Genomic DNA, 13,728 nt, shown 5'->3' on the forward strand with positions numbered 1-13,728 from the left:
TTTAAATAAATTTAATCTCTATTATATATCTTTTTATATTCTTTATTTCCATTATTTTTCTTAAAAGAATAAATTGCTTCAACCAAGATATTATTTTTATCAAATAATCTTTTCAATACTTCTAGTTCAACTTCTGTGCTTATTGCTGAGCCACAGTCAGAAGAAATCACTGGTGGCACAGCTGTTGTTCTAAATTTTAATTCATTATTTGATAGTATATTTTTTGCTTTAATTGAATGATGAGTTGACTGAAATAAAATTAATTTTTCTTTATTTGCTTTCATCCTATTTTAACTCCTTTTTCATCTTTTTAATTCTTTAATATTAAAGTTAAATCAGAAACTTCTACATTTGCATTTTAAATAAGTGTTTCTATTATATTTAAAAATTCATTAACTTCTGCTTCAGTATTAAAATATCCAGGACTAATTCTTAACATCCCCTGATTATCTGTTCCTAAAAACTTATGTAATAAAGGAGCACAGTGCAGGCCGCCTCGAAGCTGAATATCATATTCATTCTGCATTTTAAAGGCAAGCTGATTAGAACTATAACCATCTAGATTAAATGCTGTAACAGCTGTTCTATTTTCAATATCTTTTTTTCCATAAACTTTTATTTTTGGAAGAGAAGTTAAACCATCAATTATTTCTTTTAATAACTTCATTTCTTTTTGATGAATATTTTTCAGACCTTGATTTAAAATAAAATCTAATCCAGCTCCTAAACCAACAATCCCAACTGTATTAAGAGTACCGGCTTCCAAATAATCAGGCATTATTTCTGGTTGAATAGTTTTTAAAGAATTTATGCCTGTCCCTCCCTCTTTTAAGGGCAATAATGTTTCCATATCTCTAACATAGAGTGCGCCTATACCTGGAGGTCCAAAAAGAGATTTATGTCCTGGAACTGCCAAAAAATCAATTTTCATTTTATCCACATCAATCGGAATAACTCCCGCACTTTGAGCAGCATCCACTAAAAATAAAATTTTTTCTGCAACTGCAATTTTTCCTATTTTCTCAAGATTATTAACTGTTCCCAGCACATTAGATGCATGAGAGCTAATTATTAATTTAGTATTATCTTTTATTTTATTTTTTAATTCTTTATAATCAATTTCTGCACTTTTTTGATCAAAATCTATGTAATCTACTTCTATTTCTCTTTCGTTTATTAAACGTTCTAAAGGTCTAATGACAGAGTTATGCTCTACTTTAGAAGCTATAACATGATCACCTTTTTTTAGGACTCCCTTAATTACGGTATTTAAAGATTCTGTAGCTCCAGAATTAAAAACTAAATGGGCTGAATTTTTTATTGAAAAGAAATCAGCTAACTTTTCTCTTATTTCATAAATTAATTGAACTGCATCAACTTTCTCCATCGAGCCTGAACGACCAGGATTCATACCTGAATTACGAAAGAAATCATTCGCAGCCTTATAAACTGAATCAGGTTTAGGCCAGGTTGTAGCAGCATTATTAAAATATATCATAAAAAAATAACCTCCATTTTTAAAATTAATCTCTATAACATTAATTCTTTTTTTAATTCTAAAACCCTTTATTTATTTCTGAATGTTAAATTTTGATTCTATAAAAAGAGACTAACCCCTGTTTAAAAACAGGAGTTAGCAATTGGAGATTATTCAATTTTAATTTTTTTGATTACAAGATCGTTATTAATTATATCTTAATTTAGAGTTTTTCCAAATCATTTTTGATTTCCTCTACAAGTCTATCAATTTCTTGATAATCTTCATCAGCACCATGACCTTTAGCTACAACCGGATCATATAAATCTACTTTTAGATTGGGCATTAAATCAAGCAGCTTATCAGTCATTCTGCCAGCCCAGCCGTAAGACCCAATAATTGAAGCATATCTTGTTTTTGGTTTTAAAACATTTGTCAAATAAGCTGCATACACTGCAGAAGGATGGGGGCCGGTTAGAACAGTTGGCGAGCCAAAGATTACAGTTGAAGCATCAACTAAAGAAATTGCAAGATCACCTAAATCAACATCAGTTAAATCAAAAGGCTTAACCTTGATTCCTTCATCAATTAAAGAACTGATAAAATATTTAATTAGATCTTTAGTGCTCCCGTGCATTGAAACATAAGGAACTACAACTTCAGGTTTTACCTCATCACTTACCCAATCATTATATGAATCTAAAATCATATCAGGATTATCATAAATAGGTCCATGACTTGGAGCTATCATCTCGATCTCATAATCTTCTAATTTAGCTAAATTCTTTTTGATAATCTTTCTAAAAGGCATCATAATTTCTGCGTAATATCTTTTAGCGGCTTTTAAAACTTCCTGTTCATCTTCTACATATAAATCACTTGTTGCTAAATGGGATCCAAAAAAGTCACAGGGGAATAAGGTGTTTTCTTCCTGCAGATAAGTAGACATAGTTTCTGGCCAGTGAACCCATGGTGTATAAATAAATTCAAGAGTTTTTTCACCTAAATCTAATGTTTCCCCATCCTCAACTATTCTAATTTGATCTTCTTCAACATCTAGTAAATCTAAAAGCATTGGTTTAGCCTTTGCAGAACATAGAACTTCAGCCTCAGGAAACTTTTCTAAAAGCAATGGAATTGTACCTGAATGATCCTGTTCAGCATGATTGGAAATTATATAATCTATTTTTTCTACACCGACTTGATCCAAGTTATCTAGAAAATCTTGTTCAAAGTCTGGCTCAACAGTATCAATTATTGCATTCTTTTTTCCACCTTTAATAAAATAAGAGTTGTAACTTGTACCATCAGGTAGAGGAATCAACTCATCAAATAATTTTCTGTGCCAGTCAATAACTCCAACACTATACACATCTTCTGTAATTTTTCTAAACATTTCAAATTCCTCCTTTTGGAATTTATAATATTTTAAAATTTTGTTTTAAATTAACACTTCTTAAATTTACATTCTCCCTATCTTTATTAATTATATTAATCTTGATTTCTTTTGTCAAGTTTATAATAACTCAGATTATCTTTTCTTTCCGTGACATGTATCACACAAAAAAGACCTTTGATGAATTCATCAAAGGTCATTAGTGGCTTATTTATAACTATTTATAATTTATATTATCAATTTTTGCTTCATATAAAATATATTTATCAAAATTACTTTCAATTTCTACAATAATTGAAGCTGGTACTTTAAAATTATTAATATCAATATAATTTTCATAAATAGCTTTCAGTGATACTTTGTCTTCTCCAAACAAAAACTGAGAACTGCTGATAGAATTTAAAGTTTTATCTTCATTAAATTCAAATATAAAATCAATACTATTAGAAACTCTGTTTAATTTGACTAATGTCCGATTACCACTCATTACTGCTAAGTTGATATTACTACTCCCTAAATAATAATATGGAAAATAAACTGCATCAATTATCATCCTACTTTTCAAAAATAATTCAGCCTGATCACCATAAACAGATTTCTGATCTTTGGCACCCATTTTTTTAAATTCATAAACTCTTTTATCACCAAGTAATACTTCTCTCAATTTATTAAATATAATTTTGTTTTCTTCAATAACCCATTCACTTACAAACTCGCCAGTTCTTAAATTATAAGCTGACTTCATTTTAAAATCATGCATCTCACCATATTTCTGCTGACGATATTTACCCGAATAATTAATTCTAACGTGAGTAGATAAATTTCTGCTATTAGGAATGCTGTATTGGATATACCTTCTCATAGGAGCTGGAATAGAAATACTACTGGGGTTTTTAATAGAAAAACTATCACTAAGAGAATATTCTCTCTGCAAAACGCTAATATCTTGCTCATATTGATAATCCGAATACACATTTGCAAAAACTGTATATATAGAAAATGATATAACAACAAAAATAAGTATAATAAATATTTTTTTGAGCAAGATAATCACCCCTTGTTTATTTTAAATAAAATAGCAGATTCGTCTGTTAACTGCTTTTAGACAAGCTTTAGCTATTGCCAGAGCTATATCATTATTTACATATACAGATCCAACTAATTTTTCCTGCATTAAATTATTATCTAAATTATACATCGATAACTGAGCAATTACAAGTTCTTCTTTACCTTTAATTGTAAAAATATCATCCACTACTAGTTTTGCATCAAAATTTAAATATTTATTTAAAACACTTAAAATTGATCTCCCAATTAATTTTTCAATACTTTCTCCAATTTGAGCTTCAAAACTGTCTTCTGTTCTTTTTTCTCTTATCTTCATCTCTACTTTACAACATGAGCGATTATTTTCTGTGTGAACAGAGATTAATTCTATTCTATCTGTTGAAACATCACTTACATTTTCTTTAAAAGAATCTGCTACCTGAGCAATACTGATTTTTTTATGATCAATTTTATGATCAGTATGCACCAAACAAATTGTTTCTACATCTCTGACTATTCTTTTGGGATCTCTCTTTTTATCAGCAATAATATGTATTTCTTCTATCTTTTCTGAACCAATTAAATTACAGGAAAAAACACCTTCAAGTTCTTGAATAATATCTCTTATCTTTTCATTCATCTATTTATCTCTCCCCTTCATAAATTAATTAAGCTTTTTAACTATATGATAATTCCATTTCTCTAATTTTTTCTTTACTTTTAAAACTATCATCAAAAAAACCTTTTTTAATGAGTTTAATCATTTCTTTTGCTATTTCCGGATCAAATTGTTTGCCAGCACATTTTTCAAACTCTTCTATTATATCTTCTTTAGTCATTGGAGGCTTATAACTTCTACCCGTAATCATAACATCGAGCGAATCACAAACCGCCAATATTCTGGCACCAACTGGTATTTTATCTCCTTTAATACCTTCTGGATATCCTCCGCCATCCCACCTTTCGTGATGATAGAGTATTATATCTAAATCATTATTTAAAATATCAATATCTTTTAAAAGTTCATATCCATATTGGGTGTGTTCTTTGATGTCCGAATACTCTTGTTTAGTTAATTTATTGGAGCTTCTTAATATATCATCATCTACATATATCTTACCAATATCATGAATTTTAGCTATACTAATAATTCTTTCAGATTTAGCTCGCGATAAGTTCATCTCACCACAAAGATGATAAGTATATTCTGCAACTCGTTCACAATGTCCCTCAGTATAATGATCTTTCGAATCAATTACTTTCAGAAAACTCTCAATAATTTGTGTATAAGAATTCATCTGCTGCAGCCTTGAATAAAAGAAATCTTTAATAATGAAGAGCAGAACAATAATTAAAAGAAAAAAAACTTTACCAAAATTAATATACGAAGCTAATAATATAAGTCCAATAAAATAAGAGGTAATAAGATTTTTAGAAAGCTCTCTAAAATAATTTAATAAAGAAAACTTATTGACATCTTCTCTAGATATATTAATAACTATATAAACTAAAGTATTATTTATTAAAAAATAGATTAATATAGCAGATAATATAGATAACATGGGAAAACTATCCCCATCTAAAATTGGTCTCACTACTCTAAATATTAAAGCGGCAGTGGAAGCTGCCAGAAAAAATACAGACCGATTAAACAGAAATTTATACCAAACAAATTTCATGTTTTTAGCAGTATATTCTATAGTACCTATTGCTGCAATTATACCTACCCAAAAAGGGTTTAAAACTACAAAGGCAGGTATTAAAACAGGTAAGTTCATTGAAGTTGTAATTTCAGTCATTGAATTAAAAAACATACTAAAATTATTTACTAAAATAATTACTATTAATAGAAAAATGACATTTATTAAATTAAATTCAGAAATATATTTGTAGTTTAATATAATAAAAATGGAAAATGATATTAAATAAACAAAACTCAAGTAAATTTTAAGTTTTTTATCCAAAATTTATCACTCCTCTATTAAAAATAATCTGACAGCAGATTTTCAAAGCCCTATTTTACCAATGACTAGAATCTGCTAATGCAGATATAGCTGTACCAAAAGTTATTAAAGCTGTTGTAATAGCTATATAAAACTTTTTCATTAAAATTCAGCTCCCTTCGTTATTTGTCTTTCTAAGCTCATTTACGAAGGTAAGCTAGGCTCATTTTTTTAAGCTAATCTCTCGCTGCTGTCAGATTACTCTTTTAAATAATTCAATATAGTCTTCAAATATCCTTTTTTTTAGGCAAAAAAACACTTATAATTCCTTTATTAATAAGGTTTACCAGTAATTTTTAGAATATTTTACCACATTAACCAAAAAAAGTTCTAAGAAATATTAGAACTTTTTACTTAAATTTATTAGACTTTATAATTTAGCTTTTCAAAATTTAATTAATCTATGTTTGGCTCAGTCATTTTTTTAGGATCAACATAACTCTCAAATTCTTTTGCAGTTAAATAGCCAAGTTCAACCGCAGCTTCTTTTAGACTCATCTTTTCTGTAAAAGCTTTTTGAGCAATTTCAGCTGACTTATCATAACCAATTACAGGATTTAGAGCTGTAACAAGCATTAGAGAGCTTTCTAAATATTTAGCTATTTGTCCCCTGTCTGCTTCGATACCGCTTAAACAGCGCTTATTATAAGAAGCTATAGAGTCTCCTAGCAGCTTGATTGACTGTAGTATATTATAAATAATCAAAGGTTTAGCAACATTAAGCTGAAAATTACCACTGCCTCCACCTATGTTAACTGCCGTATCATTAGCCATTACTTGTGCTGAAGCTTGAAATAAAGCTTCTGCCTGAGTTGGATTAACCTTTCCAGGCATAATAGAACTTCCGGGCTCATTTTTAGGAATTTTAATTTCACCAATTCCACAACGAGGTCCGGAGGAAAGCCAGCGGGTATCATTAGCAAGTTTCATTAAAAAAGAAGCCGCTGTTTTTAAAACCCCGCTTAAATTGACAAAACTGTCATGAGCTGCGATTCCAGCAGATTTATTTTTAGCAGCCACAAAATCTTTATCTGTTTCTAGATTAATATATTGTACAATAACTTTGTCAAAATTAGATTTAGTATTTAAACCAGTACCAACTGCCGTTCCACCAATTGGTAGCTTTTTTAAGTATTTTAGACTATCATTAATCATCTCAATTATATTGGTTAATTGAGCAGCAAAAGTTTCAAATTCTTGACCTAAAGTAATCGGAGTTGCATCCATAAGATGTGTGCGTCCTACCTTAACTAATTCTTTATATTGTTTCGATTTTTTCTCTAACTCATTTTTTAGATCAGCCAATATTGGAAGTAAAAAATCTTCCAACTTAATTACTGCAGCCAGAGCCATAGCAGTTGGAAAAGTGTCATTTGAAGATTGAGACATATTGACATCATCATTAGGATGTACTGGCTTTTTACTTCCTAATTTTTCTCCTGCCAGTTGTGAAACTTTATTTGCTAAAACTTCATTGACATTCATATTTGTTTGAGTTCCAGAACCTGTCTGCCAGAGAGAAATTGGGAAATGTTGATCAAGCTCTCCTTTGATAAGTTGATCAGCTGCTTCAAAAATATATTCGCATTTTTCTATATCTATTAATTCTAACTCATGATTCGCCAAAACAGCTGCTTTTTTTAAAATACCATAGGCCCTAATTATTTCAATTGGCATTTTTTCTTCACCAATTGGAAAGTTTTCTACTGCTCTGGCAGTTTGAGCACCATATAATTTATCAACTGGAACTTTAACTTCTCCAAGACTATCTTTTTCAATTCGGTAATCCATCTGACACCTCTTTTCTTAAAATTAATTTAACTTATATAACCTAATGATCTAGACATTTTTTTAGAGTATTGAACTACTAGTTCAGCCAATTCCTCCAATCTTTCTTTTGGCATTCTACTAATTGGAGCTGAAATACTGAAAGAAGCTACTACATCACCTCGATGATTGAAAATTGGGCCAGCTATACAACGAATATCTTTCTCTTGTTCCTCATCATCAACTGCATATCCTTGCTTTTTGACTTTCTTTAAATGGGATAAAAATTCATCAATATCAGTGATAGTGTTTTTAGTTTTGGCTTCCATACCCTTTTCTTCTAAAATCTCTCTAACTTTATTTTCTGGCATTTGAGCCATGATAGTTTTGCCCAGACTAGTAGAATATACTGGCGCCCTCTTACCAACCTGAGAATACATACGAATAGTTGCTGTACTTTCGACTTTATCCAAATAAATTATTTCTCCAGCATCAAGTATACCTAGGTGAACTGTTTCTTCAGTTTTTTGCATTAATTCTTCTAAATATGGGCGAACTCTGATTCTGCTGTCAATATCATTTAAAACACTGGAACTTAGCTCAAATAATTTAATGCCTGCAATATATTTATGACTATCCGCATTTTTTTCTAAATAACCTCTAAATTTTAGAGTATCAAGCAGACGATAAACAGTACTTTTATGTATATCTAACTCTCGACTAATTTCTGTAACACCCATACCTTTTTCATTTCCAACAATTAATTCCAAAATATCTAGTGCTCTATCTAAAGATTTTATCAACTGATTTGGTTTTTTAGGAGCCATTATAAATCCCTTTCTCTATCTATCAATTTTATTTTTTAAAAAACTTACTATTTTTTTCTAAGACTTCAGTTAAATATCTCTGAAAACGTGAAGCTCTTTTGTTTTTTATGTAAAAATAACCGATAGTTGATGTAATAAAGGCACCTATACAGTCCTCCATTAAATCAAACATTGTGTCTACTAGCCCAGATTTTTGCATATTAAGTCCAAAAATAATATCCATCCAAAATTCAAATATTTCCCAGAAAACTCCAATGGTTACGGCAAAAGAAAAGGCAAATACTGCTACAAAAATTGGACTTAAGACCACATCTATATTCTCATTTTTATTTAAAACATAAACCATAACAAAACCAATAAAACCCATTCCCATTCCGTAAATCATATGCAGCATGCTGTCCCACCACCAGAAACGATAGTAAAAATCTTGCTGTTCACCAAGATACATTGAAGCAAAAATAAAGACAACAATTATAAACTGCAGTCCATTTGGAATGTGCAGATAATTTTTATCTGTTAAATAGGCTGGTAAATAAATTAAAATAATTGCCAATACTGCTGTAAATAAGTTAAGCCAGTTTTCAGCAATAAAGTTACCGACTACTGCAGCCAACAGTAAAAATAGAAAAAACCGAGTTATATAAAGTTGTAGCTTTTCTTGATCCATAATCAATTATTCTACTACGGATAAAATTTGACTTTTACTTTTTTCTAAGTCAGGAACATAACTCTTCATTAATTTTAAATTACCCTTAATTTTATATTCTTCACAGTAAGCTGGAATCAACACACTCTCTGTTTCACTTAATTCTAATTCTTGTTCATCCCAAATAATTTTACCCTGACCTTCTACAGCTGTTAAAATATAAAACCGATCTTCTTCCCCGCTGGCTTCATATTCAGTTTTAATATTAATAATATCAAGTGCAAATTTATTATTTAAACAATAATAGCTATAATCATAATCTTCTCCACAGACCTTAAGACCTTTTCTTTTACCAGACTGAAGTTGAAAATCAATCACTTCTAAAGCTTTAGATAACTGAAGTCCTCTATCCCTACCATAATCATAAACTCTATATGTTGTATCACTGCTTTGTTGAACTTCAGCCAGCATAATACCTGCTCCTATAGCATGAAGCAGACCCGCCTTAATAAAAAACACATCTCCTTTTTCCACCTTTACTTTATGTACATATTGATTAATTTGATCATTTTGAACAGCTTTCTTAAATTCACTTTCTGTACAATCTTCGGTACCAATAATTAAGTATGCATCCTCATCTGCATCTATGACATACCAGGCTTCATTTTTCCCAGACTCTCCCTGGTATTTTTCAGCATATTTGTCGTCAGGATGAACTTGTATCGAAAGTTGTGCCTGTGCATCTATAAATTTAAGTAATAACGGAAATTCTTCAATTTCAATATCTTTCCCTAAAATTTGTTGTGGATACATTTCCGCTAATTCTTTTAAAGTTTTGCCAGCAAGCTTGCCATTTACCGCAACACTCATCTCAGATTCATGAGCAGATATATCCCAACTTTCACCTATTTTACCTTCGGGCATATCTTCTCTATAATTTTCAAATTTGCGTCCACCCCAGACTTTTTCTATATATTTATGATCAAATTTTAATGGATAAAACATAAAAATTCCTCCTATTGTGTTATTCTAATTTTTAAGCTTCTAGCTCTATTAAACTGGAAAATGAAAATTCATGCATTTAGTTTAACCTTCAATTTATCGTCCTCTTTTATTTTTGTTGCTAAATCAACACTCTCTCCATTTAATATTAGTTTCATTTTTTCTCGCATAGTTTCTGATATTTCATAATTTATATAATTGAATACTCCTTTTATTGTTAATGTTCTTGAAAAAGCCTTAATCTGATCTCCAGCTTGTATTTTATAATTTAAATCTTCTTTTTCTCCATTGATTTTTACTTCCCAAATCTGATCTGGCACATTTAACTCACTACCGTTAAAATAAAAACTAATTTCTTTATTACCTTTTTTTTGCAATAAACTTCTTATAGTTAAAAATCCATTTTGCTGTTCTTCAATTTCCAATTTAATACCGTCTTGTAATGGTTCTTCTAAATTTATCTTTTTTTGTTCAGAGGTAATTAAATAATTAGATTTGCTAATTTCTTCTTTTTGACCGTTATAAGTATATTCAATGCTTTCATTCTTTAGTTTTTCCGGTTGTAAATCCATAATTTGAGATAATCCATCTTTTATTGTCCTAGGTACTTTGTATTCAATTTCAGCACCATCAATTAAATCTTGATCACTATTAACCAACTTTCCATTTTGTGTTATTCTTGTCCCTACCTTATTTTTAGTTCCATTAAGATAAATAATATAATTAAATAAATCAGAATCTGGAATCACATCTCTAATTTTAGCTTCAGCATCAACTCCAGGTCTTCCAGGTTTAAAGCTGATTTTATCACCATTATTTACTCTTTGCTTTAAACCAACTTTTTTACTATTAAGTAAAATCTCACCTGAAGTTCCCATTTCCCCTTTTATAATTTCAAGTTTGCCATTTACAGTAGCTGTAATTCCCATCCCGGGGTGTGGACGAAACTGATCTAATTCAATATCTGCGGCTAACAAAGCATCTGACACTTTGGGTTGAGAAAGAGTTAATAAATTAATGCGCTCTCCATTGACCTCAACTTCTAAAAATACAGCCTTACTTTTAGTTTCGATAGTTGTTATAGCTATTCCAATTGGTGTTAAAGTTTGTATAGTATTTACTCCATTTATCTCTCCCTTAATGTTATCTAAATCTTCTCTTTTTCTTATTCCAATTCTATTTTTAATAATATCCATTTTTTTAGAAAATCTTTCTGTCAAACCAGGAGTTAAACTACCTCCGCCTATAAATATAACTGCTTGTGGCGGACTAGAATTAATTTCTAAAATCTTATCTGCAATAGATTTACTTAACTGATCCAATTCTTTTTCTATTGTTTTCAGAATTTCTTCTTTACTCAAATCTAAAGTTTCACCTAAAATTGTTTTTACTTCCAATCTGTCATTTCCATTTAGATTACACTTTAATTTCTCAGCATTATTGTAATCTACCAAAAAATTTTCTGATATAGTTTCAGTAATTTCATCACCCGCTATTGGTACCATTGCATAACCGGAAATAGATCCATTTTTAGTAATTGCAATATCAGAAGTTCCAGCACCAATATCTACCAAAGCCAAATTAAAATTAATCATTGCTTCAGGTATAACAACATGTGAAGCAGCAATTGGTTCTAAGGTTAAATGTTCTACTTCTAAACCAACTCGATTTATGACAGACAACAAAGAGTCTATAACTATTCGAGGTAAAAAAGTTGCTACAAGTTCAACTTCTATGATTTTACCCCTTTGGCCTAAAAGATGACCAATTTCCATCCCATCCAGTCTATATTTGCGGACAGTATAACCTACAAAATGATAATCTGTTTCATTTTTATTTTGTTTTTTCTGCTTTAAATTATTTTTAAATTCTGATATCGAATTTGAATTTTTTAATTTCTTTTGGGATTGCTGAATAGCTTCCAATTCTAATGTTTTTAAATCCGCTTCTTCAATATATCTGCTTCTCTCTAATTTAATTTTATGAGTTTGCATTACTGTTTTTAGTGCTCTACCTGCAGCAGCAATTGCAACATTTTTTAAAGATAAACCAGATTTTTCTTCCAACTCTTTTTTTACTTCTGCTACAGAATCTGCCACTCGAGCTACATTATGTATTTGACCATCAAGCATTGCTCTGGTTTGATGTTCACGCACAGCAGAATGGATAACATCATAATTATTTTCGTTTTTTTTAATTAATATACCAATAATTGTTCTGGTGCCAATATCCAGAGCAAATGTGATCTCGTCAGTCATAATAGCTGCCTCCTATAAATATAAGTTAACTAAAATCATTAAAATTAATTTTGCTACCTGCTAATTATATTCTATGTTAAAAACAATATCCCTTTAAAAATCTTAATCCAATATACATTGAAAATTTAAAAGCTATCTTTCTAAATAAACAGAAAGATAGCTTTTAATAAAAGAAAAGCATAGTAATATTTAATCTTATCAGAGCCTGAAAAATCAAACAACAACCTTGATTATAGTAATATTCATATGCTTTAAAAGATCTAATTTCTTATCAATCTCGTTTCCTTCATCATCTTCAATAAGTTTAATTACTGGTCTAGTTGGAAAACCAACATTTTGATCTTTTACAATCCCTCTATGCCCACTGCTCAAAATAATCTCTGCTCCATTAGGATAAAATGAAATCTGTGGCAGAAATCTTTTAACTAAATGATAATCAAATAACTTCTCTGTATTATTTATAATATACTCTGCTGCCTTATAAGTTGGCCATTTATCTCTGTATACTCGATCACTAGTTAATGCATCAAAAACATCTGCAATTGCAGCTATCCTAGCAAATTCATGGATTTCATCACCTTTAATTCCTCGCGGATAGCCAGAGCCGTCTATTCTTTCGTGATGTGAATATACTACAATTCTTGATAAAGGACTAATAGAGTGGATTTGCTGTAAATAATTGAATCCTAATTCTGGATGGTTTTTAATTATTTGATATTCATGTTCTGTTAAACTATCAGATTTATTTATTATTTCTTCAGGAATCAAGGTTTTACCTACATCATGAAGCATTCCTCCCATTCCTAATTTAAACAGATCATTTTTATTATAGCCCAGCATTTTACCTAAAGCAATACAAATAACACTTACATTTACTGAATGTTCATAAGTATAATTACTTGTGCTTTTCAAACTTACCAGGTTCAATAATACATCTTCGTTTAAAACTAACTCATCTGTTATATCTTCAACCACATTTTTTAATTCTTTTGTATTAAGATCTAAAAAGCCTTTTTTTATTTTATCAAATGTATTTTCAACTATTTTTTTCCCTTTACGTCTGGTTCCATCTTTGATTGTTTGATTAATCTTGATATCATATGAATATTTGTCCTCTACATAAAGATGCTTAATCCCTATTTCTAAAAGTTTATCTTTATATTTATATAAATTTGTAACTCCTTTATTTAATAATATATTCCCATTTTCATAAATTGCTTTAGCTAATTTCATATCTTCTTTAATATTTTCTGTTAAAATCAAACGCATATATCATAATCCTTCCCCTAAAGATTAACTAAAATA

The 13,728-nt window shown here is 29.7% G+C and carries 12 protein-coding genes; all 12 read right to left on the minus strand.

Going from position 1 to position 13,728, the window contains the following annotated elements; translation table 11 throughout:
• Positions 1-11 precede the first annotated feature (11 nt).
• The 12 genes from HSACCH_RS11245 to HSACCH_RS11300 all read right to left on the minus strand — a co-directional run bounded on the left by HSACCH_RS11245 (position 12) and on the right by HSACCH_RS11300 (position 13,692).
• Complete coding sequence (locus HSACCH_RS11245) at positions 12-284, minus strand: DUF3343 domain-containing protein (RefSeq protein WP_005489927.1); 273 nt, start codon at positions 282-284, stop codon at positions 12-14.
• Positions 285-358: 74 nt separating this feature from the next.
• The gene (locus HSACCH_RS11250; protein ID WP_005489929.1) at positions 359-1,498 is read right to left on the minus strand and encodes an aminotransferase class V-fold PLP-dependent enzyme; all 1,140 of its coding nucleotides are present in this window, start codon (positions 1,496-1,498) and stop codon (positions 359-361) included.
• A gap of 202 nt (positions 1,499-1,700) precedes the next feature.
• Positions 1,701-2,873: an FprA family A-type flavoprotein gene (locus HSACCH_RS11255; RefSeq protein ID WP_005489930.1), complete on the minus strand. Its 1,173-nt coding sequence runs from the start codon at positions 2,871-2,873 to the stop codon at positions 1,701-1,703.
• Between the two features lie 217 nt (positions 2,874-3,090).
• Positions 3,091-3,918: a DUF6544 family protein gene (locus HSACCH_RS11260; RefSeq protein WP_040477484.1), complete on the minus strand. Its 828-nt coding sequence runs from the start codon at positions 3,916-3,918 to the stop codon at positions 3,091-3,093.
• A 21-nt stretch (positions 3,919-3,939) separates the two neighbouring features.
• Positions 3,940-4,560 (minus strand): hypothetical protein, encoded by a 621-nt coding sequence (locus HSACCH_RS11265; protein WP_005489933.1) that lies wholly within the window; start codon positions 4,558-4,560, stop codon positions 3,940-3,942.
• Between the two features lie 37 nt (positions 4,561-4,597).
• Positions 4,598-5,884, minus strand: coding sequence for an HD-GYP domain-containing protein (locus HSACCH_RS11270; protein WP_005489934.1), 1,287 nt, complete (start codon positions 5,882-5,884; stop codon positions 4,598-4,600).
• A 435-nt stretch (positions 5,885-6,319) separates the two neighbouring features.
• Positions 6,320-7,714 carry a class II fumarate hydratase gene (gene fumC, locus HSACCH_RS11275; protein ID WP_005489935.1) on the minus strand — a complete coding sequence of 465 codons (1,395 nt, stop codon included), beginning with the start codon at positions 7,712-7,714 and terminating at the stop codon, positions 6,320-6,322.
• Positions 7,715-7,740: 26 nt separating this feature from the next.
• Complete coding sequence (locus tag HSACCH_RS11280) at positions 7,741-8,517, minus strand: IclR family transcriptional regulator (protein WP_005489936.1); 777 nt, start codon at positions 8,515-8,517, stop codon at positions 7,741-7,743.
• Between the two features lie 28 nt (positions 8,518-8,545).
• Entirely contained in the window at positions 8,546-9,184 is a 639-nt protein-coding gene (locus HSACCH_RS11285) for a hypothetical protein (RefSeq protein ID WP_040477557.1), read from the minus strand.
• 6 nt (positions 9,185-9,190) lie between these two features.
• Entirely contained in the window at positions 9,191-10,168 is a 978-nt protein-coding gene (locus tag HSACCH_RS11290; RefSeq protein WP_005489938.1) for a type I phosphomannose isomerase catalytic subunit, read from the minus strand.
• Between the two features lie 68 nt (positions 10,169-10,236).
• The gene (locus HSACCH_RS11295; protein ID WP_005489939.1) at positions 10,237-12,423 is read right to left on the minus strand and encodes a cell division FtsA domain-containing protein; all 2,187 of its coding nucleotides are present in this window, start codon (positions 12,421-12,423) and stop codon (positions 10,237-10,239) included.
• A 213-nt stretch (positions 12,424-12,636) separates the two neighbouring features.
• On the minus strand, positions 12,637-13,692 hold the full coding sequence (locus tag HSACCH_RS11300) for an HD-GYP domain-containing protein (protein WP_005489940.1): 1,056 nt from the start codon (positions 13,690-13,692) through the stop codon (positions 12,637-12,639).
• Positions 13,693-13,728 lie beyond the last annotated feature (36 nt).

The sequence above is a fragment of the Halanaerobium saccharolyticum subsp. saccharolyticum DSM 6643 genome, from assembly GCF_000350165.1.
Classification (GTDB): Bacteria; Bacillota; Halanaerobiia; order Halanaerobiales; family Halanaerobiaceae; genus Halanaerobium; species Halanaerobium saccharolyticum.

What these genes read in the sequence shown, in the direction of transcription:
- HSACCH_RS11255 (WP_005489930.1), bottom strand. Translation starts at nt 2,873, where the DNA reads ATGTTTAGAAAAATTACAGAAGATGTGTATAGTGTTGGAGTTATTGAC.
- HSACCH_RS11285 (WP_040477557.1), bottom strand. Translation starts at nt 9,184, where the DNA reads ATGGATCAAGAAAAGCTACAACTTTATATAACTCGGTTTTTTCTATTT.
- HSACCH_RS11295 (WP_005489939.1), bottom strand. Translation starts at nt 12,423, where the DNA reads ATGACTGACGAGATCACATTTGCTCTGGATATTGGCACCAGAACAATT.
- HSACCH_RS11250 (WP_005489929.1), bottom strand. Translation starts at nt 1,498, where the DNA reads ATGATATATTTTAATAATGCTGCTACAACCTGGCCTAAACCTGATTCA.
- fumC (WP_005489935.1), bottom strand. Translation starts at nt 7,714, where the DNA reads ATGGATTACCGAATTGAAAAAGATAGTCTTGGAGAAGTTAAAGTTCCA.
- HSACCH_RS11300 (WP_005489940.1), bottom strand. Translation starts at nt 13,692, where the DNA reads ATGCGTTTGATTTTAACAGAAAATATTAAAGAAGATATGAAATTAGCT.
- HSACCH_RS11245 (WP_005489927.1), bottom strand. Translation starts at nt 284, where the DNA reads ATGAAAGCAAATAAAGAAAAATTAATTTTATTTCAGTCAACTCATCAT.
- HSACCH_RS11290 (WP_005489938.1), bottom strand. Translation starts at nt 10,168, where the DNA reads ATGTTTTATCCATTAAAATTTGATCATAAATATATAGAAAAAGTCTGG.
- HSACCH_RS11280 (WP_005489936.1), bottom strand. Translation starts at nt 8,517, where the DNA reads ATGGCTCCTAAAAAACCAAATCAGTTGATAAAATCTTTAGATAGAGCA.
- HSACCH_RS11265 (WP_005489933.1), bottom strand. Translation starts at nt 4,560, where the DNA reads ATGAATGAAAAGATAAGAGATATTATTCAAGAACTTGAAGGTGTTTTT.